The 23,395-nt window shown below is 44.8% G+C and carries 19 protein-coding genes; 9 read left to right on the top strand and 10 right to left on the bottom strand.

Going from position 1 to position 23,395, the window contains the following annotated elements; all coding sequences use genetic code 11:
* Positions 1-229 precede the first annotated feature (229 nt).
* Entirely contained in the window at positions 230-2,206 is a 1,977-nt protein-coding gene (locus M4S28_RS15890) for a bifunctional 2',3'-cyclic-nucleotide 2'-phosphodiesterase/3'-nucleotidase (RefSeq protein ID WP_017069395.1), read from the bottom strand.
* 449 nt (positions 2,207-2,655) lie between these two features.
* On the opposite strand from M4S28_RS15890, the gene cysD reads away from it, so the two are divergent.
* The 4 genes from cysD to cysC all read left to right on the top strand — a co-directional run bounded on the left by cysD (position 2,656) and on the right by cysC (position 7,448).
* Entirely contained in the window at positions 2,656-3,564 is a 909-nt protein-coding gene (gene cysD, locus M4S28_RS15885; protein WP_004735271.1) for a sulfate adenylyltransferase subunit CysD, read from the top strand.
* An 18-nt stretch (positions 3,565-3,582) separates the two neighbouring features.
* On the top strand, positions 3,583-5,013 hold the full coding sequence (gene cysN, locus M4S28_RS15880; RefSeq protein ID WP_249632087.1) for a sulfate adenylyltransferase subunit CysN: 1,431 nt from the start codon (positions 3,583-3,585) through the stop codon (positions 5,011-5,013).
* Between the two features lie 65 nt (positions 5,014-5,078).
* Positions 5,079-6,803, top strand: a complete 1,725-nt coding sequence (locus tag M4S28_RS15875; protein ID WP_017080873.1) for an SLC13 family permease — start codon at positions 5,079-5,081, stop codon at positions 6,801-6,803.
* A gap of 24 nt (positions 6,804-6,827) precedes the next feature.
* Complete coding sequence (gene cysC, locus M4S28_RS15870) at positions 6,828-7,448, top strand: adenylyl-sulfate kinase (RefSeq protein WP_102546400.1); 621 nt, start codon at positions 6,828-6,830, stop codon at positions 7,446-7,448.
* Positions 7,449-7,612: 164 nt separating this feature from the next.
* Here cysC and M4S28_RS15865 read toward each other — a convergent pair whose 3' ends face one another.
* From M4S28_RS15865 to M4S28_RS15835, 7 genes are all read right to left on the bottom strand, one after another.
* Positions 7,613-8,521 carry a TIGR03899 family protein gene (locus tag M4S28_RS15865; protein WP_249632086.1) on the bottom strand — a complete coding sequence of 303 codons (909 nt, stop codon included), beginning with the start codon at positions 8,519-8,521 and terminating at the stop codon, positions 7,613-7,615.
* Positions 8,522-9,048: 527 nt separating this feature from the next.
* Positions 9,049-9,564 carry a DUF3299 domain-containing protein gene (locus tag M4S28_RS15860; protein WP_004735277.1) on the bottom strand — a complete coding sequence of 172 codons (516 nt, stop codon included), beginning with the start codon at positions 9,562-9,564 and terminating at the stop codon, positions 9,049-9,051.
* A gap of 14 nt (positions 9,565-9,578) precedes the next feature.
* On the bottom strand, positions 9,579-10,838 hold the full coding sequence (locus tag M4S28_RS15855) for an ABC transporter permease (RefSeq protein WP_004735278.1): 1,260 nt from the start codon (positions 10,836-10,838) through the stop codon (positions 9,579-9,581).
* Entirely contained in the window at positions 10,835-11,551 is a 717-nt protein-coding gene (locus M4S28_RS15850) for an ABC transporter ATP-binding protein (RefSeq protein ID WP_249632085.1), read from the bottom strand. Before M4S28_RS15850 ends, M4S28_RS15855 begins: the two co-directional genes overlap by 4 nt.
* Positions 11,552-11,690: 139 nt before the next feature.
* Positions 11,691-12,428 (bottom strand): zinc uptake protein ZrgA, encoded by a 738-nt coding sequence (gene zrgA, locus M4S28_RS15845; RefSeq protein WP_249632084.1) that lies wholly within the window; start codon positions 12,426-12,428, stop codon positions 11,691-11,693.
* A 41-nt stretch (positions 12,429-12,469) separates the two neighbouring features.
* Positions 12,470-12,760 (bottom strand): DUF2607 family protein, encoded by a 291-nt coding sequence (locus M4S28_RS15840; protein ID WP_249632083.1) that lies wholly within the window; start codon positions 12,758-12,760, stop codon positions 12,470-12,472.
* A 90-nt stretch (positions 12,761-12,850) separates the two neighbouring features.
* Entirely contained in the window at positions 12,851-13,402 is a 552-nt protein-coding gene (locus M4S28_RS15835) for a YtfJ family protein (RefSeq protein ID WP_017086687.1), read from the bottom strand.
* Between the two features lie 252 nt (positions 13,403-13,654).
* Between M4S28_RS15835 and M4S28_RS15830 the strand changes: the two genes are divergently transcribed.
* Complete coding sequence (locus M4S28_RS15830) at positions 13,655-13,855, top strand: DUF1107 family protein (RefSeq protein ID WP_017080878.1); 201 nt, start codon at positions 13,655-13,657, stop codon at positions 13,853-13,855.
* Positions 13,856-13,965: 110 nt separating this feature from the next.
* Here the strand turns inward: M4S28_RS15830 and msrA are convergent, their stop codons facing one another.
* Positions 13,966-14,595, bottom strand: coding sequence for a peptide-methionine (S)-S-oxide reductase MsrA (gene msrA / locus M4S28_RS15825; RefSeq protein ID WP_017092969.1), 630 nt, complete (start codon positions 14,593-14,595; stop codon positions 13,966-13,968).
* A 195-nt stretch (positions 14,596-14,790) separates the two neighbouring features.
* Here msrA and tamA point away from each other — a divergent pair, with 195 nt between their 5' ends.
* Genes tamA through M4S28_RS15810 form a run of 3 tightly spaced genes read left to right on the top strand, consistent with a single transcriptional unit; the run spans position 14,791 to position 20,661 of the window.
* Entirely contained in the window at positions 14,791-16,503 is a 1,713-nt protein-coding gene (gene tamA / locus M4S28_RS15820; protein WP_108094167.1) for an autotransporter assembly complex protein TamA, read from the top strand.
* Positions 16,500-20,258, top strand: a complete 3,759-nt coding sequence (tamB, locus tag M4S28_RS15815; RefSeq protein ID WP_249632082.1) for an autotransporter assembly complex protein TamB — start codon at positions 16,500-16,502, stop codon at positions 20,256-20,258. Before tamA ends, tamB begins: the two co-directional genes overlap by 4 nt.
* Positions 20,259-20,307: 49 nt before the next feature.
* Positions 20,308-20,661 carry a gamma-glutamylcyclotransferase family protein gene (locus tag M4S28_RS15810; protein ID WP_249632081.1) on the top strand — a complete coding sequence of 118 codons (354 nt, stop codon included), beginning with the start codon at positions 20,308-20,310 and terminating at the stop codon, positions 20,659-20,661.
* Positions 20,662-20,751: 90 nt separating this feature from the next.
* On the opposite strand, the gene fbp is transcribed toward M4S28_RS15810, so the two are convergent.
* Positions 20,752-21,762 (bottom strand): class 1 fructose-bisphosphatase, encoded by a 1,011-nt coding sequence (gene fbp / locus M4S28_RS15805; protein WP_004735289.1) that lies wholly within the window; start codon positions 21,760-21,762, stop codon positions 20,752-20,754.
* A gap of 270 nt (positions 21,763-22,032) precedes the next feature.
* On the opposite strand from fbp, the gene mpl reads away from it, so the two are divergent.
* Positions 22,033-23,391 carry a UDP-N-acetylmuramate:L-alanyl-gamma-D-glutamyl-meso-diaminopimelate ligase gene (gene mpl / locus M4S28_RS15800; RefSeq protein ID WP_061023526.1) on the top strand — a complete coding sequence of 453 codons (1,359 nt, stop codon included), beginning with the start codon at positions 22,033-22,035 and terminating at the stop codon, positions 23,389-23,391.
* Positions 23,392-23,395 lie beyond the last annotated feature (4 nt).

Raw genomic sequence — 23,395 nt, 5'->3', positions numbered from 1 at the left:
ATTTATTCAATTGGTGGTTTGAGTCGTGCTGTTTGACTGCTGTTTGACTGCTGTTTGACTGCTGTTTGACTGCTGTTTGAAGCTAAAGGCGTGGCATTTGGAAGCGGGTTGAACGAGAGTTTGTCGTTCGACAAATTAGAGCTTTGGACTGAACATTTATAAGAAAAGAAAAAGGCTGAGTCGTTAAACTCAGCCTTTCATAACGTTAACTATAGATTACTTAAGCAACCTATTTAGTTAGGTCAATCTGGTAAACAGCAAAACCAACATCGTCAGTCGCAACACGTTTCATCGGGTATTGACCCTTCTCTTTAATGAACTCTGCTGCTTTGTCGCTTGGAGATGTTTCAAAGCGGATATCTAGCTTGTTATCTGTTTTGATTGGCGCAAATGACCAATTGTTATCCGCGCTTGGGCTCACTTGACCTTGCTCTTTGCTTACGCGAGAGATGTAGTTTGCAAGAACAGTACGGTTCTCATCTGGTGCATCAAATGCGATGAAGTCTTCACCTGTACCTGGGAACTTAGCGCTGTATGCACGGTAGTTGTTGGTTGCGATCAGGAAGTCTTGCTTCATGTCGATTGGCTTACCTTGGTAAGTTAGGCCAACAATACGCTGTGAGTCAGGGTTAACGACTTTACAGTTTGCATCGTATTTAGCAGGTTGAGTTACGTCGATTTGGTAATCAACACCGTCGATAACATCGAAGTTGTAAGTACGGAAGTTATCCCACTCAATCAACTGTTGTGGTGCTGTGGAGTTAACATCCACTTGGTTGAACTGACCTGCAGAACACTCAAGCCACTCTTTTACTTCGTGACCTGTTACCTTCATCGCAACTAGCGTGTTCGGGTAAAGGTACAAGTCAGCTGCGTTACGGAATGTCAGTTGGCCAGATTCAACCTCAGTGAAGTTCGCTGGGTCATTCTTACGGCCACCGGCCTTGAATGGTGCAGCTGCTGAAAGTACTGGCGTACCATCTAGGTCAGGGTCACCTTGGATGAACTGTTCAACGTAATCTTTCTGTGCAAGGTTAACGATTTGAACTGTTGGATCGTCTTGTACTAGAGACAAGAAGCTGTACATCACATCGTCTGCTTTACCAATCGGTTGGTTAACAAACTCACGAGTACCAGCGTGGTCTTTTTCTAGTGCTGTTACGATGCCTTCATCAGCTGCAGCAAGAGATTTCTTCTCTATTTTGTCGTAGATAGGGCGTGCTTCTGATTGGCCTTTAACGACTTCCCACTTACCGTCTTTTTGTGCAAGTGTTAGATCCATAACACCAACGTGGCTACCCCAACGACCTGGCATTACTGCCGCAACGCCGTTCATTGTGCCAGTTTCGTTGTCGATGCCTTGAATGTCATCAAAACCTTTACCTGGGAACACTGCGTGAGAGTGGCCGAATGCGATCGCATCGATGCCGTCTACTTCAGATAGGTAGAACGTTGAGTTCTCTTCGCCATTTTTGTATGGGTCAGTTGATACGCCTGAGTGAGGGATAGCAACGATAACTTCAGCGCCTTCCGCTTTCATTTGAGGCACTAATTCGTTAGCCGTCTCAATGATATCGCGAGCGATCACTTTGCCTTCTAGATTCTTCTTATCCCACGTCATGATTTGTGGTGGAACAAAACCGATGTAACCCACTTTTACTTCGTGCTCTACGCCAGCAGTATCTTCGAACGTGTGCGTCTTGATGATATAAGGCGTGAAGTAGTGTTCTTTGGTTTCTGCGTCGTAAACGTTAGCACTGATGTACGGGAAATCAGCGTCGTTGATAGACTCTTCTAGGAACTCAAGACCGTAGTTGAATTCGTGGTTACCTAGGTTTGCAGCGTCGTAGCTTAGTTGATTCATTGCTTTATATGCAGGGTGAACTTCGCCCGCTTCGATGCCTTTGTCTGCCATGTAGTCACCCATTGGGCTACCTTGCAGCAAGTCACCGTTATCAACTAATACGCTGTTGGTTACTTCGCTTTGAGCTTCTTTTACTAGAGTTGCAGTACGTGCTAAGCCAATTTTTTTCGATGGCTTGTCTTTGTAGTAGTCGTAATCCATTAGGTTGGTATGGATATCCGTCGTTTCTACGACACGTAATTTAATCACTTCATCGGTATCTGGTGTTGTTGTGCAGCCTGCTAAAGTCAAACCAAGACCCGCAAGTACAGCCAATGACAAAGGTTTCATTGCAACTTTCATTTTGTAGCTCCAAAGTGGATAGTAGAAAATTCGTTGCGTAATGTAACAAAACCCAATGAAACAATGATTACAACGAATGTTAATTCGTGACTTAGATCGATTACTTTATGGTGTTCTGCAAGACGCCTCCCAAAGCTGCTCAATCAATGCTCAATTGATATCGATAATGTTAGTCCATTCATTTCACCTGCTTATCGATAAATTCAATCCCTTATTAGCTTTTCGAATAAAAAATGAAATTTTAGAATTTCCAGTAATATGAGAGGCTCGTCATAATGCCTATATCAAGGACGTATCAGGCAGATGAATAGCAAGGATAGCTCAAACGAAGCTTCTGTTTTCTTCTAGTGCCAATACTCCCATTCACTCAAGTGGATGAGTTAAATCCCTTGCTTGGCAAGACCAAGTAATGAATTGCTCGTAACGCGAGCCTTAAAGGAAGCACTGAAATGGACCAAGAACGTTTAACCCACCTAAAACAGCTCGAAGCGGAAAGTATTCATATTATCCGTGAAGTAGCGGCTGAGTTTGATAACCCAGTGATGATGTACTCCATCGGAAAAGATTCTTCTGTGATGCTTCATTTAGCTCGCAAAGCGTTTTATCCAGGCAAGATTCCATTCCCATTATTACACGTTGATACGGATTGGAAATTCCGCGAGATGATTGAGTTTCGTGACCGTACGGCCAAAAAGTACGGCTTCGACCTTTTAGTACATAAGAACCCAGAAGGTATTGAGATGGGTTGTAGCCCATTTGTACATGGTTCTTCGAAGCACACTGACATCATGAAAACACAGGGCCTTAAGCAGGCGTTAAACAAGTATGGGTTCGACGCGGCTTTTGGTGGTGCTCGTCGCGATGAAGAAAAATCTCGTGCGAAAGAACGTGTTTATTCTTTCCGCGATAAGAACCATACGTGGGATCCAAAAAACCAGCGTCCAGAGCTTTGGCACACCTATAACGGTCAGGTTAATAAGGGCGAAAGCATTCGTGTATTCCCGCTATCTAACTGGACTGAGCTCGATATCTGGCAATACATCTACCTAGAGAGCATCGATATTGTTCCACTTTATCTTTCGGACAAGCGCCCCGTAGTTGAGCGTGATGGCATGCTGATCATGGTTGATGATGACCGTATGGAGCTGCAAGAAGGTGAAGTGATTGAAGAGAAAAGCGTTCGTTTTCGTACTTTAGGCTGTTACCCACTGACCGGAGCGGTTGAATCTGAGGCGAATACGCTAACAGGCATTATTGAAGAAATGCTGGTGGCGACCTCTAGTGAGCGTCAAGGTCGAGCGATTGACCATGATCAGTCGGGCTCTATGGAGCTGAAAAAGCGCCAAGGTTATTTCTAAGAATCTAAGGAAAGAAAAATGAATAGTGCAGTAGAAGCCGAATTGGCTGAACTAGGGATTGAAGGTTATCTAAGTCAGCATCAGCATAAATCTATGCTTAGATTTTTAACTTGTGGCTCGGTAGATGACGGTAAAAGTACGTTAATCGGTCGCTTACTCCATGATACAAAACAGATTTATGAAGATCAGCTAGCCGCGGTTCACTCTGATAGCCAACGAGTGGGTACTACCGGTGAGAAGCCTGATTTAGCACTGCTTGTTGATGGTTTGCAGGCTGAGCGTGAGCAAGGGATTACGATCGATGTGGCTTATCGTTACTTCTCGACTCAAAAGCGTAAGTTCATTATTGCTGATACCCCAGGGCATGAGCAGTACACGCGTAACATGGCAACAGGCGCTTCAACGTGTGATCTGGCTGTGATCTTGATTGATGCTCGTAAGGGGGTCCTGGATCAAACACGTCGTCACTCGTTTATTTCTAACCTACTTGGCTTGAAGCATTTCATCGTGGCAGTCAACAAGATGGATCTAGTGGAATACTCGCAAGATCGTTTTGAGGAGATTCGCGATCAGTATCTAGAGTTTGCTGAAAACCTAGAGGGCGAAACTAACATTCAAATTCTGCCTGTTTCCGCGCTTGAAGGCATTAACGTAGCTGCACCAAGTAAAGAGCTTGCATGGTTCGAAGGTCCATCGCTATTAGAAGTGCTAGAGAACGTCGATATCGACCAAAAACGTTCTGCGGGCGAATTCCGTTTCCCTGTTCAGTACGTAAATCGTCCTAATTTAGATTTCCGTGGCTTTGCCGGCACCGTTGCCTCTGGCCGTGTCAGTGTGGGTGATGAAATCAAGGCGCTGCCATCAGGTAAAACGTCTAAGGTGGCAAGCATTGTGACCTTTGATGGCGAGCTTGAATCGGCACAAGCGGGTTTGGCAGTAACGCTGACTCTTGAAGATGAAATCGATATCAGCCGTGGTGATTTGATTGTGTTCGAAAATGCTCAAATTGAATCAACTAACCATGTATTGGCTGACATCGTATGGATGACAGAGCAACCACTACAACCGGGCAAAGCTTACGACATCAAAATCGCAGGCAAGAAAACCGTCGGTCAGGTTGAAACGGTTCGTCACCAATATGACATCAACAACCTGTCGACTCACGCTGTTGATGAGTTGCCACTGAATGGTATTGGTTTGTGTGAATGGTCATTGAACGAGACTGTCGCGCTGGATAAATACCGTGAGAGTGCCGATACCGGTGGTTTCATTGTTATCGACCGCCTGACTAACGTGACGGTTGGTGCTGGTTTGATTCGAGACCGTTTGGACTCTGTTGAACAGCAAGTCGGTAACTTCTCTGCATTTGAACTTGAGTTCAACGCATTGGTACGCAAGCACTTCCCTCATTGGGATGCCAAAGACCTAAGCCAACTACTGAAGTCATAAACGACTGAGTAACAGCTTATTGAATCAGGCGGAAACCCATCGTTTCCGCCATAAAGGACGGGTATATGTGGCAACAAGGATTTGTATTAGCGATTTTGCTCGGCATCATTACTTGCCTGCTCGTTACCCGTATTAAGCCAAGCTTTATCTTTGCTGGCGCGGCGTTTATTGCTTTTATGGCTGGCATGATCGATTTGTCGAGCCTAGCCAATAACTTCACTAACTCCTCACTACTGACTTTAATTCTTCTGATCCTCGCTTCAAGTGCGTTGGAGAAAACTCGCTTAATCAGCTGGGTTAGCCGTAATATCTCTGAAGGTAGGCTAGGTACGGTGGTTGCGAAGTTGGGTATTTCCACAGCGTTACTTTCATCTTTTACCAACAATACCGCGGTGGTTGTTTCTTTGATCGGTGCGATCAAACGTAATCAACAACATGCGCCATCTAAACTGCTTATCCCTTTGTCATACGCTGCCATCTTAGGTGGAACCCTGACATTGATCGGCACCTCAACCAACTTGATCATTAATAGTTTTGTTGAAGATGCAGGACTGCCGAGCTTAAACTTTTTCACACCAACGTTGATCGGTTTAGCGGTTTTGGTGGGCGGAGTGTTGATCCTTATTCCGCTGAGTTACTTCCTACCAAGCTACGATGACGGATCTCAGGACGATCTACCTTACTTTCTCGAGGCGCGAGTTGAGCCGGGTTCTCCTTTAGTTGGCCGCAGCGTTAGCGAGAATAACCTCAGAGCATTGAGAAAACTGTTCTTGGCGGAAGTGATTCGAGACGGTAAAACAACCGCGTCTATAGACCCTGACTTCATACTTCAAGCTCGTGATCGATTGCTGTTTTGTGGTGATGTCGAGAGTGTTGCAACACTGCAAGAAATCCAAGGACTAACCCTGTTTGGTCAGCATCACCTGAACGGCCAGAGCTTTGTTGAGGTCGTAGTCAGTTCATCGGCAAGCTTCTGTAATAAAACCCTCAAAACTAGCCAGTTTAGAGATCGCTTCGATGCGGTTGTGGTTGCTATTCGTCGTGGTCATGAGCGCCTTGAAGGTGGCCTTGGAAACATCACTCTAACCGCTGGCGATACCTTGATTTTGGTTCCAGGAAAACGTTTTGAAGAACAACGTCAACAACACAATAAAGAGTTTGTGTTGATGAACGACCTAGACTCAAGCGCCAAGCTTGATGCCGATAAATCGACGTTTGTGTTGCTCGGTTTTGCCAGTGTGATTGGGTTATCGCTCGCTGATGTAGTCCCTATTATTAAAGGGCTAGCGGGATTTTTATTATTGCTGGTGGCATTTGGTGTAGTACAACTTGGTGAGCTTCGCCGCCGCTTCCCCGTCGATATTGTCGTGATTGTTGGTTCGGCACTCTCTATTGCTCAACTGATGATTTCATCTGGGTTGTCTGAACGAATGGGACTGATGTTTATGGAGGCCTTTAATGGCTGGGGCGTGTTTGGAGCGCTAGTCGCGACCTATTTTATGACGCTGGTCCTGACTGAGTTGGTGACCAATAATGCGGCAGCAGCACTCTCATTCCCCATTGGCTACAGTATGGCCGTGGGCTATGGCGTCGATCCCATGCCGTTTATTATGGCGGTTCTGTTTGGTGCCAGTGCCAGTTTTATTTCGCCATACGGCTACCAAACCAACTTACTTGTTTATAGCGTAGGTAATTACCACCTTACGGATTATTTGCGCATCGGCATCCCAATCTCGATTGTCTATTCGGGTTTGGTGCTGACCCTAATTCCTTATTTTTTCCCATTTTAATGCTGTTTATTTAAAGGACTAATTATGACCGCAATACTCAAACCAAAAGATGAGAATGTTGTGTGGCATCAACACTCGATTGATAAAACATTCCGCTCTGATCTGAAATCACAAAAACCAGCCGTGCTCTGGTTCACTGGATTATCTGGTTCTGGGAAGTCGACAGTCGCTGGAGCATTAGAAAATCGCTTGGCACAGCTTGGTTACCATACTTACTTATTGGATGGCGATAATGTGCGTCATGGGTTATGTAGCGACCTTGGCTTCTCTGAGCAGGATCGCCGAGAGAATATTCGTCGTATTGGTGAACTTGCTAAATTGATGGCGGATGCGGGTTTAATTGTGTTGTCTGCTTTTATTTCCCCACATCAAGCAGAAAGACAGTTAGTGCGAGATTTATTACCCGAAGGCGAGTTTTTAGAAGTGTTTGTGAACACACCACTCGAGGTTTGTGAGCAGCGTGACCCTAAAGGTTTGTATAAGAAAGCGCGTGCTGGAGAAATCCCGAATTTTACTGGCATTAGCTCAGTGTACGAAGCGCCTCAGAACCCTGAGATAGATCTACCTGCGGGTGAGAAGACACTCGATGAACTGGTTGAATTGTGTATTGATGCTTTAGAGAAGCGTAATATTTTAGCTAATTGAGATCGTTGGTATGACTAAGGCTGAGCGCTTACTTATCTACTGATTCATGACTGATAAGCTGTGCAGCCTTGGTTTACCGAGACAAGAAACTTACCTCTAGATTCTCTTTATTCCTCTCAATACACTTCACTTTTACACCGTCTATTTTTTGCACCGTCGAGTGTCTAGACGGTGTAATTTACGCTGCTTTTCATTTCTGTCTGAACCGTGAACTTCTGGCTCAATAGCGCTATCAGTTGGTCGTAATATTGCGTGTTTGGCTTGTTACCAAGCAAGGTACAAAGCTCATTGCCTGTTGGGCTGAATCGGTAGTAAACCAGCTTGACCCCTTTTGAGATAGGTGCCAGTGACATGCTCTTACCTTGATAGATTAGGTGCAATGCTGGGTCGAAATCAATCTCACCAGACTCTAACTCAGTCCCCAAAATAATACCCAGTTCAATCAGGTGTAATAGGCTTGAGTAGGGCAGGTTGTGTCCACCAAGGTTGATGGTGTTGGTGGTGTCCCTTTTGCCAAAGCTGAAGATTCCAGCATGGGATTTAAAGCCGAGTAACAGTTTTCTGCTGTTATCACTACCAAAGCTACAACCCAGTGACGCGGCTCTTTGCAGGGTGAGCGCTTCTTTTGGTGTCATGTCTTTTAAGATCTGCAGCGCCTTCATCGACGTCGAGCCTGGGTTGGTGACTTCTCGTTTCAGTACTTGAGCCCATAGCCTCTGCATCGATGTATTGTGGATCTCTTGTGCCATATCGAAGAAACGGTATAGCCAGTCCTGATCAGGGTCTCCAGCCGCTTCATCCTTACATGAAGAGTGTGCCAACTTTAGAATCTGTTCTAGGTTCTTTTGGCGAAGCTCTCTACGTTTTTTCTCTCGTAATAGTGCCCGTTCGATAAGCGTACTCTCAGCTTTGTCGTTGGGTTTTGCACTATGACTGATTAAGGAATCGAGGCCGAAGCTTTGTGCGATGTGCAGCATTCTGCTTGCACTGTCGGCAATATGAGGCTTTTTCTCATGCTTTTGCTGTGTATCGCTAGCATGCTCAATGATCACTGGCTGTTTAGTTTCTGACATAAGAGTACCGTTAGGAGACGACTCAATACCAATCGTAGTAAATAGTTGCTCACCCTAGCTTGTTAAAACGCTCGATAACTGCGTTAGAATTTTTGATTGTAGAATAACTACTTATCAAAACTATTTATTGAAAAGAGCTTCCTTGTTCTCAAGCCTTTTTCCTACGCTATTTCTGAACACTTACTTATTGTGATTGGTATAACTGTCTAAAATGTAACTCTTTATCTTATTGGTGGCTAGATTTTGCGTGCAGAGTTGAAGGTTTCAACAAAATTTTACTTTTGCTAATGATAATAAAATGTTAAATTTGTTGTAATTCTCAAGGAGGAGTTATGAATCAAGTCAATGATAACAAGCTGAAGAAACAGCTTAGTATAGGGTTATTACTCGCTACTTATGTCGCTGTTCTAGCGTACTTATCTAATTACATCGCGTAATTTAGAATAAAATAATCGTTATTAAACTGTTATTGAATGATCTCACTCGTTCAGTGACGGCAGCTCATCCTTGAGCCACCCTTCTAATGACTACATGTCGTCATATTCTTCAATCGCAGTACCTTCAATAAGATAACCGGTTTGCGCCAAGTCATGGCTTATTGACTCAGTTTTCAGCGTACCCACTAAATAGATCACATCCCATAGCTGCTGGATTGGTGCACCTTTAGGGAACTTCACGTAGATGATTTGGTTTGGTGGTGGCGGTGGCACGTGGATACATGCGCCAAAGTACGGTACCAGCAGAAACTCAGTGATCATGTTCTCATCGCCTTCCAATGGAATCACAAAGCCAGGAATTTTGACTGTGCTGCCATTCAGCTCTGGGCGAACAGCGCCAAGTGTCGATTGTTGAGGTTTGTCCATGCTGTCGTGGTTAACCATCGGCATGCCAAATGAGTCGAGTTGTGCTCGCTCTGATTCTGGAATCAAGTCAATCCAATCGAGTGTTAATACCGATTCGTCAGTCTGAGTGGTTTCAGCGTGAGCTGTGCTGATAAATGGGAACATAAGTAACCCAAGTATCAGTAGGAATTTGCGTTGCATCGTAGGTTCCTATTTTAGATTCGAATAGTCATGCCATCAGACAATGACTGACGGTAAGCCCTGAAAGCGGGAATAAAGCCGATAATGATTCCAGCAACTTGCACCAACATAAGCAGTTTCCACTCATGAGGTGTGATTGCGGATATCGATATGTTGATACCATAACTTTGTTGCACAATAGGAGCAACTACTGCGATCAAGGCAAACAACACGGCAACACCCAATGTGATACCGAGGAAGGTTAGGGCACTTGCTTCACTGATCAGTAAACCAAACACATGACGAGGCCTTGCTCCCATCGCGCGCAGAATGGCCATCTCTCGACGTCTTTCTTGCAAGCTAGTGAGTAGACTACTCAGCATCCCTAACAGTCCCGCGATTACAACAAACCCTGAAACAATCAGTAGTGCTTGTTCTGCTACTGCCATCATTCCCCATAATTCGTGAAGCGCAATGCCTGGCATAATGGCGCTCAAAGGTTCTTGGCGGTAGTTATTGATTTCTCGTTGCAGTGCAAAGGTTTGGATCTTCGATTTAAGGCCAACCATCATCGCGGTAATCTGCTTCGGTTGGAAGTCACGTTGCTTTAGCGCTTCAGCATTCGGTGTGTGCCCGAGGTTAGCCCCCGATTCCCAACCAACGTGAATCGCTTCAATGGCCTCTAACGAAACATGCACCGTTTTATCTACTGGTGTGCCGGTTGGCGCGAGTATTCCGACAATGGTGAAGGGCAGATTGTCGTGGCGACTGAAGGCGACATCACTGATACCGTGCGCCAGAATGATGTGATCACCAATCTTGTAATCTAACTTCTTCGCGACATCGGCACCAATCACGACATCAAATAGCTGATTAAACTCTTTACCTTGCTGAAAAGTAAGTGGTTGCTTACTTCCATAGCGATAATTTTCGAAGTAGCTATGGTTCGTGCCCATTACGCGGAAGCCTTTATGTGAATCACCCAATGAGATTGGGATCGCCCACTTTACAGCGTTGTGCTGGCTAAATTCTTCATAGCTTTTCCAGTCGATGTTGTTGGTCGCATTACCGATTCGAAATACGGAATAAAGCAGCAGGTTTACCTGACCAGAGCGGCCACCGACGATAAGGTCAGTACCTGAAATCGTATTCGCAAAGCTGCTCTTAGCTTCGGTTCTTACACGTTCCACACCGAGTAATAGAATGACTGACACCGCCACGGTGAGAATAGTCAGAATGGCTGTGGCTTTACGGTTGAGTACGCTTTTTAAGGCTAAGTGAGTAATTACTTTCATACGACAACCTTAGCTTGGTTAACGGTTTTTAAATCTATGGTTCGAGTGAACAGTTTTTCTAATGTTGGATCGTGACTGACAAAGATCAGGGTAGAATCCGCCTGATTGGCTTGTTCTAGTAACAGTTCGATAAAGGCTTCTCGGTTGTCATGATCCAGAGCCGATGTCGGTTCGTCGGCAATAATGATTTTGGGTTGGCCGATCAAAGCACGAGCGGCAGCAACACGTTGCTGTTGACCAATACTCAACTCGGTAACGGGCTTGTCCATTAGAGCTTGAGGTAGCTTTAATCTGAGCAACAACTCTTGAGCGGTTGCTTGCAGGCTGTTCTGACTTTCAGTGACTTGCTGCTTACGAATCTTAGAAAACTGACAAGGAAGCGTCACGTTGTCGATGACTGACAAGTAAGGAAGCAGGTTAAATTGTTGGAATATATAACCAATATGATCGGCTCTGAATTTGTCTCTCTGGCGAGGTGTTAGCTGTGTGAGATCTTGGCCAAGGATAGATACTTCGCCTTGTTCAGCTTGGTTGATTCCGGTCAGTAACCCTAACAATGTTGATTTCCCGCAACCACTAGGTCCTTTGATGAAAAGGTGCTCTTGGGCTTGGATATGCAGTGAGGGGATCTCTAGCGTTGGGGGCAATTCAGGCTTCCAACGAAAGCTGATATTTTCGAGTTTGACCACAAGTGATGAACTGTCAAAAGACATATTAGCTCCAATAATTAAAGCGGTGTCTCTACTGGACAGTTATTAGAATAATAAATTCCCAGAGCACACCGATTTGTACAGCCAAGTAAGTGAATACTTACTTGGCTGCTTATCTACGTTTAATTCAATCTAATGCTAATTAGAATCGAAAACTAATACGATCTGCGTTAAGCACTTCTTGAATTTGAGCACTGTCAGTTAGCAGGTTCACAGTCATTGATTTTGTGTTGCTGAACTTAGAGAACCATTGAGTATTCACGGTATCCAGTTTTTCAATGTCAGAACATTGGTAGTGGTACTCGACAGTGAACTCACCGTGGCCGCCTTCTGAGTGGTCATGGCCTTCGTGGTCATCATGATCGTGCTCAGCATCGTCATGGCCTTTGTGGTCGTCATGATCGTGTTCTGCGTGGTCATGGCCTTTGTGGTCGTCATGATCGTGTTCTGCGTGGTCATGGTCTTTGTGGTCGTCATGATCGTGCTCAGCGTGGTCATGACCTTCGTGGTCGTCATGTTCGCCTTCAGCGTGGTCATGGCCTTCATGATCGTCATGTTCGTCTTCCAAGGTGTTCGTCACTGACTTGAACTTCAGAGTACAGCTTGCATTTGTGAAGCCAAATAGCTCTTCTGGCTTGTTCAGTTGCGCAATCGCTTGTTCAAATACTTTCTTCTGCTCTGCAGTTTCTGGAGCATGTTCAAAGCCAACCACATCAGCGCCGGGAGCTGTTACTTCAACAAGCAGCTCTTGCCCATCTTGAGCGATGTTCACTTCAACTTTACCGTGCACGTGTGCTTCGTGAGAGCGGAATTCTTCGTTAGCTAGAACATTCGTTGAGACAGTCATGCCGATAACAACGGCTAAAATAGTAGGTTTCATGTTTTTTTCCTGAATAAAGGTTAATTAAAAAGTAGTGGTAATTAAGCGATATTTACAGGAGGTGAACGTGCTAAATAAGCGAAATACAGGCGCTGTAACGAAATTACTGGCTCTGTAATAGTGGCTGTAAATTCTGAATGGAACTCTGGAACTTGTGGCAGTGAGTGCGCAGTAATGAACTGATTTATCGAAAACAGCTCACAGTGATGCGAAGTGTGGTGATCGGGGTCAATATCCACCATATGTGTTGCCGCTAACACGCTTAACATGAGCATCAGCCCAAGCAAGAAGCCTGTTTTGCGTTTCACATTGTTAGGTGTGTTTTGCCACATGAGTATGTTTAACCACAGAATTAAAAAAGGATACTGTTATAATATAACAATATCCTTTGGTCAGGTCTCGAAAAAGACGCGAATATCTTCTTAAAGGCTCGCTTTAATCAACTCAATGACTTGAGTGACTTCTGATTCGTTTAATGCCCCTTCTTTAACAAACAATATTTTACCTTGCTTGTCTTGAACGATAATCGCAGAGCTTTCTTCTTTTAAAGCCCATGATGACGCTACCGTGCCGTCTTCATCTAGCACCATAGAAGACCATGGAAATTCTTCTTTGCTGCTTTCGGCTGATGATTTAACAAAAGACCCAGTACCCCAAATCGCATCATCTTGGTTGATGATAGTAGTGGTTTGGTAGCTGTCTTCTGCGAATTTCGATGCTGTAATGGCTGCCATCAGTGGTGCGTTGAGCTCTTTCGAGCTACTACGGCCAGCGATAGCTTGAACGACGCGAACTTTACCTAGAAGATCATTGGTTGCCCAAGCTTGATATCCGGTATTTCCGTCGTTTAGTACGATTTCACCATAGTTGCTAACATCGACAGCAGGCAGAGTTGTACCTACAGATAGGTTGTGAGCATTGGCGAAGAGTGGAGAGGCTGCGGCTAAAAAAGCCAGTAGAGTTTTGTTTTTCATTATATTTTTGTTCCGCTTATTGGTTTGCTCTGGAAGTATAATATGAAATTTGAAAAATGCCTCTTTAACTTTTTTATCGTACGACGTAGAAATAAGTTGCAGGCTTGTTACCAAAAGGTATAATGCATCAATATCGAGATGAACAATAGATTATCTTGCTGTTTGCTAAAGGAATTAGCGATTGAATGTGCTTTGAATACGTTAGTGTTTAGGTACGTGACTGTAGTACTCAAATGGAATTGAGGTTGTATTATGTTAAGAAAATTTTCTACTTACCGTCCACGTCAGGTGGCACGTTTCGTTAAAGTCCTATTCAAAGGCCAGTTTGCTATTGAGGGTATCGGAGAGTTTCGCTTCGACCAAGGCAAAGTGCTTCTTCCTGAAGTTTCAGACAAACAAAAGCTCACTATTTTTAAAGAAGTTAACGGCACGATTGCTGCGCTGCCGGTGTAACTGACTGTTGTAGATTTGCATTGCGTCAAATAGATTTCCAATGAAAAAGGGCTTCCTAGCGGAAGCCCTTTTTTAATGGATGTTGCTCTAGTTTGTATGCCTAACACACATTATTGCGGAGGGAAGCACACACCCGTACCGCCCAACCCACAGTAACCGTTAGGATTTTTGGCTAGGTATTGTTGGTGGTAGGTTTCTGCGAAAAAATATTTTCCAGCAGGCAGAACTTCCGTCGTGATCTCGTTGCCTAATGATTCAGTCATTGCTCGTTGATATTCACGTTTAGAGTGCTCGGCGACGGCTTGTTGCTGTTCGCTGAATGTGTATATCGCGGAACGGTACTGAGTCCCTAAGTCGTTGCCTTGGCGCATACCTTGGGTTGGGTTATGGCGCTCCCAAAAGGTCTCAAGTATTCGAGCTAAAGATGTTTGTTCGCTATCAAAAATGACACGAACGACTTCGGTATGACCGGTTTGTCCGCTGCATACCTGCTCATAAGTGGGATTGACTGTGTATCCACCAGCGTAGCCAACGGATGTGGAAATAACACCATCAAGTTGCCAAAACAAACGCTCAGCTCCCCAAAAGCATCCCATACCAAGTAGGACTTCTTGTTGGGAACCCATAGGTGCATCGAGCAAGTCCGTTTGATTGACAAAATGGCGCTCAGTGATTCGGATTGGGTCTGCATTTCCCGGTAATGCAGTTGCTGCGGAAACCAGTTGTTGTTTGTTTAGCATGTTATATTCCTTTTCGCATACGTTTACCGCGTAAGTTAACATTAGATCCAGGTTCATATTAACGGCTGCTTCATATTGATTAAGTCTTTAAATTAGACCGTGTTATTCCAAGATTTATTACAGACTCAATGTCTTTTTAGCGGTATTATTTCTTTTCATTTATTAACGTATTGATAACTTTTTCACCAATTAAGCATGATAAGAAAAACTTTACCAGTTCTGATTGGCACTCTATTGTCATCGACGCTCGCTTTCGCTGATGTTTCCCTTGAAATTAAAGGGCTCAATGGAGCGCTTGAGGATAATGTTGATGCTTATCTGAGTGCGATTCCTGAAGAAGAGTACTCGGTTTCATTAAGGTTCCAATCTCGCTTGGAGTCTATGATAAAAGAAGCCCTGAATGCGTTAGGTTACTACCACCCTAATATCACATTTTCTCACTCCGAAGATGATACCGAAATGACCGTTACGGTTGAGCCGGGAGAGCCTGTTGTTATTTATACCTCAGATATCGTTCTGACTGGTGAAGCCAAAGATGATCCTGACTTTTTGGCTTTGATAGCTAGGAGTAAGCTGTCTAAAGGTTCGATTCTGAATCATGGCAATTATGATTCTTTGAAATCATCGATCCGCAACCTTGGATTAGCGAAAGGCTACTTCGATGGGTCGTATGATCTTAGCAAGCTAGAAGTCGCCCCTGAATTAAACCGTGCTTATGTCCGCCTTCATTATAACAGTGGTATACGCTACCACTTTGGCACAACCACAGTGACGGGCAGTCAAATTGAAGATGACAAAGTTCAATCTCTCAAGCCGTTTGAAGATGGCGAACCTTACTCAATTACCAAAGTCGGCGAGTACAACCAAAACTTGTCGAATACAGATTGGTTCTCCTCGGTATTTGTTGAGCCAGATTTAAGCCAGTTAGGCGAAGGCCGAGAAATCCCGATGAAGGTTAGCCTTGCTCCGCAAGCTCGTAACCAAATCGAAACGGGTATCGGTGTCTCAACAGACCTTGGTGTGAAAGGCACTCTTAAATGGAAAAAACCTTGGGTTAATGACCGAGGCCATAGCTTCAATAGTAGCTTGTCGATCTCCAAGCCTGAGCAGACGATCACTGCGGCTTATAAAATCCCATTGGATGACGTACTTAATGACTACTACCAAGTTAAGTACGGTATGAAAAATTTGGATAATCGTGATACCAAGAGTTTGGAATCAAACCTCGCCTTAGAAAGGTACTGGCGCCTGGACAATGGCTGGCAACGCACGGTGTTCATTCGATACTTGGTCGAAAACTATGAACAAGGTTTACAAGATGACTTGGCACAGTTTGTTTTGCCGGGTTTCTCTTTCTCACGAACTCGAACGCGAGGTGGTTCGATGCCTATGTGGGGCGATAAACAAACCATTATGTTTGAAGCGGCTGATGATACCTTGTTATCTGAAACTAAGGTTGTTCGTTTTCAAGGCCAAACCGCTTGGATTCGAAGCATTGGCGATAACCACCGAGGTTTAACTCGGCTTCAATTTGGCGGTAACTTTGCCGACGAGTTTGAGAAGCTGTCTCCTTCCCTAAGATTCTTTGCCGGTGGTGATAACAGTATTCGTGGTTATGGCTATGAGTCGATCTCTCCTCGTGATGAAAGTGGTGCACTAACGGGTGCAAAATTCATTGCAACCAGCTCGTTTGAATACCAATACCGCTTGGTTGGAAACTGGTGGGGCGCTGCATTCTACGATATTGGTGATGCATTTAATGACAAGCCAGAGTGGAAGCACGGCACCGGTGTCGGGGTGCGTTGGGCGTCCCCCGTTGGTCCAGTGAGTCTAGATTTTGCTTGGGGCCTAGATGCGAAGAAAGGCGATGAGTTCCAACTGCACTTTAGTTTAGGACCTGAATTATGATCAAAGTGATGGGCAAGTGCCTGAAGTGGACGTCGATCTCATTGACGTCTATTTTGCTATTGTTGATAGCCCTGCTTGGTTTTGTTTTGTTCACCAATCCAGGGTTGAACACCGTGTTGTGGGGCGCTGAAAAAGCATTACCACAACTTAAAGTGGAAAGTACTAAAGGGGCCCTGTTCCCAAGCTTTACGCTTAATAATGTTCAGTTTAAAGGTGACAGCCTGCATATCGACACCAAGGTTCAAAAGCTGAACTTGGCTATTAACCCTCGTTGTTTGCTTGATCCTAAGCTGTGTGTTGATCGTTTAGCGATTCAAGGATTGGACTTCGCATTTACTGAACTGCCTCCCCCCTCTACAGAAGAAGTAGAACCGACTCCGCCCCTAACATCAGTGAAAACACCATTACCAATAGTGATCAATCGCATCGCTTTATCTGATATCAAACTGAATATCTTGGGTCATGAAATCGAATGGGGTCTGTTCTCAACGGCTCTGAGCATGCAGGGAGAAACGCTGACGGTATCGCCAACCTTGTTCAATGACCTAAAAATTAAGCTTGCTGAATCGACAGAAGAACCGCAAACAGAAACGGTAGAACCAGAGGCTGCCACTAAAACGGCTATCGAGTTACCTGAAGTCTTAATTCCTTTGCAGGTTGTACTTGAGCGTTTTGACCTCAACCGTTTCACCTTAGAACAAGAAACGCCAATTATTGTCAACCACCTTGGCCTTGAAGCTAAAGCGGGTAAGCACACGATAGATGTTTCCACTCTAGAGCTCGATATGCCCCAAGCAAGTGCGAATTTAGCGACGAAGGTTGAGCTCAAGGGGGGCTATCCGCTAGAACTTTCTTTGGATGCGTTAGTGAAAGAAACAGACCTCGCTGGTCAGAAATTATCCCTGAAAGCGCAAGGTAGCGTAGCTAAACTAAACCTAGATTCCGAGTTTTCTGAATTGATTGAGGCAAAGCTGTCTGGGGATATTCAACCCTTAGAGCCAACTCTACCATTTGACCTTCTTTTAGAGGGCGGACAAGCGCAGTGGCCTCTTACCGGAGAAAGCGATTACCAAGCGACAATTGAGAAATTCAAAGCTAATGGCTCACTAGATGGTTTCAATGTTCTACTTAAAGGTGGGGCCGATGGGAAGGAAATCCCTGAGTTATCAATCGATCTACAGGGTAAAGGCACGACGGAACAGATTGAGCTCGAGCGTCTAAAGCTAAACACGCTAGGCGGTGAACTTAACGGTGTCGTTAAAGCGAATTGGAAGAGTCTCGTTAACTGGCAAGCTGACGTGACACTCAAAGACATTCAGCCGGGCCTGCAATGGCCAGAAGCCGAGGGTAACATTAGCGGAAGCATAGTCACCTCGGGTGAGTTGACGGAAGCGGGCGGTTGGGCGATTGAATTGCCTAAACTGGATATTGAAGGGATCTTGCGAGAGTACCCTCTGGATATCGAAGGTCAGTTGTCTGCGTCAGATCGCAGCGCGAGCGGTGAACCAAAGCTGAAAACCAGCGGTTTGAGCTTGGCTCATGGTGTGAACTCGATTAAGGCACAGGGGCAACTTGATAAGCAATGGGACATGGGCGTTGAGATCTTCTTCCCTGAGCTTGCAAAAAGTAGTCCTGAGCTGAAAGGTAGAGTGATCGGTAGCATCCAAATTAGCGGCCCAACGAAAGAGCCTGAAGTCGATCTTGCTTTAAATGTTGATAAGGTCGATTGGAATAACGAAGCAACACTAGAATCCTTGTCGCTTAATGGCTCTTTGGTTCCTCTGCCATTACCTGAAGCCCAAGCCGATCTTGTACTCAAAGCTAAGAACTTAACCTATCAAGATCAAAACGTGGAAAGTATTGATCTTACGGTGAGTGGTGGTGAGAAGAAACACACAGTGACACTTGATGTGATATCCGACATCGTGTCGACAAGTTTGGCGATCTCTGGAGAGTTGATTCAAAAGCCTTCTATTATTTGGGATGGGTCGTTAGACAGAGTCAAAATAATCACTCAGCAAGGTCCTTGGGTATTAGATCAACCTGTCGCGATAAAGGCGGATGTCGATAAACAGTTTGCCGATGTTCAAGCGCACTGTTGGAAGCAATCTGGTTCGAGTGTGTGCTTGGATGAAGATGTTCGTGTCGGAAAATCGGGTGAGGCCAAGGTGGCCATCAATCAATTTGATTTCGAGCAGATTAAAGCCTTTGTGCCTAAAGAGACGCAATTACAGGGCTTAGTCAATGCGACTGCCCATGCTAAGTGGTCTGAACAAGGTGAGCCTGAGGTTACGGTAAGCGTTGATATGCCGAAAGGTCAGGTTGTTCAACAAGTTGGTGAGCCAATCACATTGGGTTGGGAAAGTATTGCATTGAATGCCCAGCTGAAAGATAACAAATTGGATGCCGATTTTAAGCTGGATGTTTCCGACAATGGTGACCTGTCTGGTACGGTGTCGTTACCGGATATTCTTGCCGAAGACAAAATGGTCGATGCTGCAATTAAGCTGACCACTTTCCACCTCGATTTCTTGCAACCCATCCTAGGTGAGTACAGTCTATTGAAAGCCGACCTTGAGAGTGATCTTCAAGTTAAAGGATCTTTGATGCACCCTCAAGTTTTTGGTCAGTTCTCGGTTGATGGTATTCAAGTCAAAGGTGACGTTACGCCTGTTGATGTGAAAGATGGCCGTGTCGATCTCGACTTTGATGGTTATAGTGCAAAGCTTGATGCGAATGTAGAAACACCTGACGGTCACCTTGATATTGAGGGAACCGGAGATTGGCAAGATCTTAAAGCATGGCACTCTAATGTTAGAGTTTTTGCCGATGAGTTGATGGTTGATATCCCGCCGATGGTCAAGGTTAAGGTCGTGCCTGATATGACCATTGATGTCACACCAGAACTGGCGAAAATTACCGGTGATATTGCACTACCATGGGGACGAATTGTGGTAGAAAACTTACCACCGTCAGCGGTTGGTGTGTCTTCGGATCAGGTGATATTGAACAAAGATCTTGAGCCTGAAAGTGAAGATACGATCCCATTCAATGTGATGACCAATATTAATATCTCCATTGGTGATGACTTTAAATTGTCTGCCTTTGGTCTTGAAGGCGACTTGGTTGGTAAGCTCAATGTAGCTCAAAAAGACCAAGGTCCATTCATCACTGGTGAAGTGAATATCGTCGATGGTACTTACCAATCATTCGGGCAAGACCTCTTGATCGAAGAGGGTAAAATTCTAATGAATGGTCCACCGGATCAACCATATGTAGCCATCAATGCGATTCGTAACCCTGATAATACTCAGGATGATGTGACCGCAGGTATTCGAGTTACAGGCCCTGCGACAGAGCCGACCATCGAGATTTACTCTGATCCAGCGATGCCACAAGCGAACGCGCTGTCTTATATTCTGCGTGGCCAAGATATCGATGGTGAGTCCAGCGGTTCGATGACAACAACCTTGATCGGTTTGAGTTTGGCGAAGAGTGGTAAGGTTGTTGGCGAAATCGGCGAAGCCTTTGGTGTACAAGATTTACAACTGGATACAGCAGGCTCTGGGGATGACTCTCAGGTTACGGTAAGCGGCTATATTCTCCCAGGTTTACAGGTGAAATATGGTGTGGGTATCTTTAACTCGTTAGGCGAGTTTACCGTTCGTTATCGATTGATGCAGGATCTCTACGTTGAGGCAGTATCGGGTCTAGACAGTGCTGTGGATCTTCTCTATCAATTTGAATTTGAGTAACACTTTGAGCGGTGATTGATTAGCGGATGACGAATGCTAGGGAGTGAGTATGCAGCACCTCGTTTTTGTTTATGGGACATTGAGAAAAGACCAATCAAACCACCACTATTTAAAACAGTGTGAGTGTTTAGGAAGGTTTGACACACCTGAGGAATACGCACTTTTTGATTTAGTTGCGTATCCGGCGATGATTTTCGGAAAGAAAAGTGTCGCTGGCGAGGTCTATGTCATTAACGACGAAATTTTGGAGTCGCTCGATCGGCTAGAAGATGTTCCTGTTGAGTATCGTCGCGAGCAAATAGAGACTATATTTGGATTAGCATGGGTATATTTGTATCAGCTTGATCTAACAGCTAATAAAGAAATACTTTCGGGTGACTGGTGTAAGCGAAACAACGGTTAGCCGCTATATATCCTTGAGTTATCAAACAAAAAGCCAGCATATAAATGCTGGCTTTTTTAGTGACGCTATTTCGAGAAATAAGCGAGAGAATTAGTCTCGGTTAAGCTCAAGAAACTCTTCTACTTTGCGAACCATGTCTGTTGAGCCAACAAAGAAAGGTACACGTTGGTGTAACTCAGTTGGTTTGATGTCCATGATACGTTGAGCACCGTCTGAAGCGATACCACCCGCTTGTTCCATAAGGAAAGCAATTGGGTTGCACTCGTAAAGCAAACGCAGTTTACCTTGAGGGTGGCTTTGTGTGCTTGGGTATAAGTAGATGCCACCTTTCAGCAGGTTACGGTGGAAATCTGATACTAGAGAACCAATGTAACGAGAAGTGTAAGGGCGGTTATCACTTGGCTCATCTTCTTGGCAGTACTTGATGTACTTTTTAACACCCGTAGGGAAGCGGAAGTAGTTACCTTCGTTGATCGAGTAGATCTTACCTTCATCAGGGATCATCATGTTTTCATGAGATAGACAGAAGGTACCCAGTGATGGGTCGTAGGTGAAACCATTGACGCCAGCGCCTGTTGTGTAAACAAGCATGGTTGAAGAACCGTAAATTACGTAACCAGCTGCGACTTGTTTGTGTCCAGGTTGTAGGAAATCTTCTTGTGTTGGTGGGGTACCAATCGGTGACACTCGGCGGTAGATAGAGAAAATCGTACCAACCGATACATTCACATCGATGTTTGAAGAACCATCAAGTGGATCCATCAGAACAACGTATTTTGCGTTTTTGTTGAGCTCTTTATTGAAGGCAACAGCTTCGTCTTCTTCTTCACTTGCAACGCCACAAACTTGGTCACGAGCTTCTAGAGCCGCTTTAAATTTGTCGTTCGCGTAAAGGTCTAGCTTTTGTTGCTCTTCACCTTGAACGTTGTCTGTACCAACAGCGCCAGTAATGTCGACAAGACCTGCTTTGTTGATTTCACGGTTAACAATTTTCGCAGCAAGACGAATTGATGACAAAAGGGATGATAGATCACCACTTGCATGGGGAAAGTCACTTTGTTTTGCAACAATGAACTCACCAAGGGTGCGCATCTCAGACATGTTATTTCCTTAAACTTCTCTCAATATTAGGGGGGATTTGAGCACTGTAGATTAGGCCTCTTGAGTGGGCTTTATTCATCTAGACGCTTACCTAAATTCTAAAGGTTAGATCTTTTTAATGGTAATGAACTAAGCGACACAGATCTCACTTACTATGTCGACTAAATTTGTTTTGCATTGCTGCTCGCTTTTAATCGCCATTTAATGATAATGAGTGCAAGTAGTTTGATTTAGACATGGCTCATTTAGCCAAGCGTTTGGAAGCAATATATGCATATTCACATCTTAGGAATTTGTGGCACCTTCATGGGTGGTGCCGCGGTATTGGCTCGTCAATTAGGTCACAAGGTTACGGGTAGTGACGCGAATGTTTACCCTCCAATGAGCACTTTGTTGGAATCGCAAGGGATTGAAATTATTGAAGGGTTCGACCCTAGTCAATTAGAGCCAAGGCCTGATCTCGTGGTTATCGGTAATGCCATGAGCCGTGGTAACCCGTGTGTTGAGTATGTATTGGACAATAACCTTAGATACACATCAGGCCCGCAATGGTTGCAAGAATTTCTACTGCATGACCGTTGGGTTCTTGCGGTCTCGGGAACGCATGGCAAGACCACTACATCAAGCATGTTGGCTTGGATCTTGGAAGACTGTGGCTATGCACCGGGCTTCTTAGTTGGCGGTGTGTTGGGTAACTTTGGTATCTCTGCTCGCCTTGGTGAAAGCATGTTCTTCGTGGTTGAAGCCGACGAATACGACAGTGCTTTTTTCGATAAACGATCTAAGTTCGTTCATTACCACCCAAGAACCTTGGTCATGAATAATCTTGAGTTCGATCATGCGGATATCTTTGATGATCTTGAAGCGATCAAGCGACAGTTCCATCATTTGGTTCGCACTGTGCCAAGTAATGGTCGTATTTTCTCACCGAAGCAAGATACGGCTATTGAAGATGTTCTATCTCGTGGGTGTTGGAGTGAGACTGAATCGAGCGGCGAACTTGGCGATTGGGATGCCAAGAAACTGGTTAAAGATGGCTCCAAATTTGAGGTTTATTTCCAAGACGAATGTGTTGGAACCGTAGACTGGGATTTGGTTGGCGATCATAACGTAAGTAACGCCTTGATGGCGATTGCGGCGGCAAGACATGTTGGTGTGACACCCGACTTAGGATGTGAATCACTGGCGACTTTCATTAATACCAAGCGTCGCTTAGAGTTTAAAGGCGAAGTGGCAGGTGTTTCTGTCTATGACGATTTTGCTCATCATCCTACAGCGATTGAACTTACTCTGGGTGGCTTACGTAATAAGGTCGATACGAAAAAAATCATTGCTGTTTTAGAGCCTCGTTCTGCCACTATGAAGCGTGGTGTGCATAAAGAAACCTTGGCTGATTCGCTCAAACAGGCGGATTCTACCTACTTATTCCAACCGGATAATATTGATTGGTCTGTACAAGATGTTGCCAATGCGTGCCATCAACCCGCACATGTAAGTGATGACATGGATGCATTCGTTGCTAGAATTGTCTCAGAGGCACAAGCGGGCGACCAAATCTTAGTAATGAGTAATGGTGGCTTTGGTGGTATTCACCAGAAATTGTTGGATGCGTTGGCACTCAAAGGCTAACGGC

The sequence above is a fragment of the Vibrio sp. J383 genome, from assembly GCF_023503985.1.
Taxonomy (GTDB): domain Bacteria; phylum Pseudomonadota; class Gammaproteobacteria; order Enterobacterales; family Vibrionaceae; genus Vibrio; species Vibrio splendidus.
The sequence above is the reverse complement of the archived record's forward strand: the minus strand, read 5'-3'. Positions and strand labels throughout refer to the sequence as shown.

What these genes read in the sequence shown, in the direction of transcription:
- M4S28_RS15890 (WP_017069395.1), bottom strand. Translation starts at nt 2,206, where the DNA reads ATGAAAGTTGCAATGAAACCTTTGTCATTGGCTGTACTTGCGGGTCTT.
- cysD (WP_004735271.1), top strand. Translation starts at nt 2,656, where the DNA reads ATGGACCAAGAACGTTTAACCCACCTAAAACAGCTCGAAGCGGAAAGT.
- cysN (WP_249632087.1), top strand. Translation starts at nt 3,583, where the DNA reads ATGAATAGTGCAGTAGAAGCCGAATTGGCTGAACTAGGGATTGAAGGT.
- M4S28_RS15875 (WP_017080873.1), top strand. Translation starts at nt 5,079, where the DNA reads ATGTGGCAACAAGGATTTGTATTAGCGATTTTGCTCGGCATCATTACT.
- cysC (WP_102546400.1), top strand. Translation starts at nt 6,828, where the DNA reads ATGACCGCAATACTCAAACCAAAAGATGAGAATGTTGTGTGGCATCAA.
- M4S28_RS15865 (WP_249632086.1), bottom strand. Translation starts at nt 8,521, where the DNA reads ATGTCAGAAACTAAACAGCCAGTGATCATTGAGCATGCTAGCGATACA.
- M4S28_RS15860 (WP_004735277.1), bottom strand. Translation starts at nt 9,564, where the DNA reads ATGCAACGCAAATTCCTACTGATACTTGGGTTACTTATGTTCCCATTT.
- M4S28_RS15855 (WP_004735278.1), bottom strand. Translation starts at nt 10,838, where the DNA reads ATGAAAGTAATTACTCACTTAGCCTTAAAAAGCGTACTCAACCGTAAA.
- M4S28_RS15850 (WP_249632085.1), bottom strand. Translation starts at nt 11,551, where the DNA reads ATGTCTTTTGACAGTTCATCACTTGTGGTCAAACTCGAAAATATCAGC.
- zrgA (WP_249632084.1), bottom strand. Translation starts at nt 12,428, where the DNA reads ATGAAACCTACTATTTTAGCCGTTGTTATCGGCATGACTGTCTCAACG.
- M4S28_RS15840 (WP_249632083.1), bottom strand. Translation starts at nt 12,760, where the DNA reads ATGTGGCAAAACACACCTAACAATGTGAAACGCAAAACAGGCTTCTTG.
- M4S28_RS15835 (WP_017086687.1), bottom strand. Translation starts at nt 13,402, where the DNA reads ATGAAAAACAAAACTCTACTGGCTTTTTTAGCCGCAGCCTCTCCACTC.
- M4S28_RS15830 (WP_017080878.1), top strand. Translation starts at nt 13,655, where the DNA reads ATGTTAAGAAAATTTTCTACTTACCGTCCACGTCAGGTGGCACGTTTC.
- msrA (WP_017092969.1), bottom strand. Translation starts at nt 14,595, where the DNA reads ATGCTAAACAAACAACAACTGGTTTCCGCAGCAACTGCATTACCGGGA.
- tamA (WP_108094167.1), top strand. Translation starts at nt 14,791, where the DNA reads ATGATAAGAAAAACTTTACCAGTTCTGATTGGCACTCTATTGTCATCG.
- tamB (WP_249632082.1), top strand. Translation starts at nt 16,500, where the DNA reads ATGATCAAAGTGATGGGCAAGTGCCTGAAGTGGACGTCGATCTCATTG.
- M4S28_RS15810 (WP_249632081.1), top strand. Translation starts at nt 20,308, where the DNA reads ATGCAGCACCTCGTTTTTGTTTATGGGACATTGAGAAAAGACCAATCA.
- fbp (WP_004735289.1), bottom strand. Translation starts at nt 21,762, where the DNA reads ATGTCTGAGATGCGCACCCTTGGTGAGTTCATTGTTGCAAAACAAAGT.
- mpl (WP_061023526.1), top strand. Translation starts at nt 22,033, where the DNA reads ATGCATATTCACATCTTAGGAATTTGTGGCACCTTCATGGGTGGTGCC.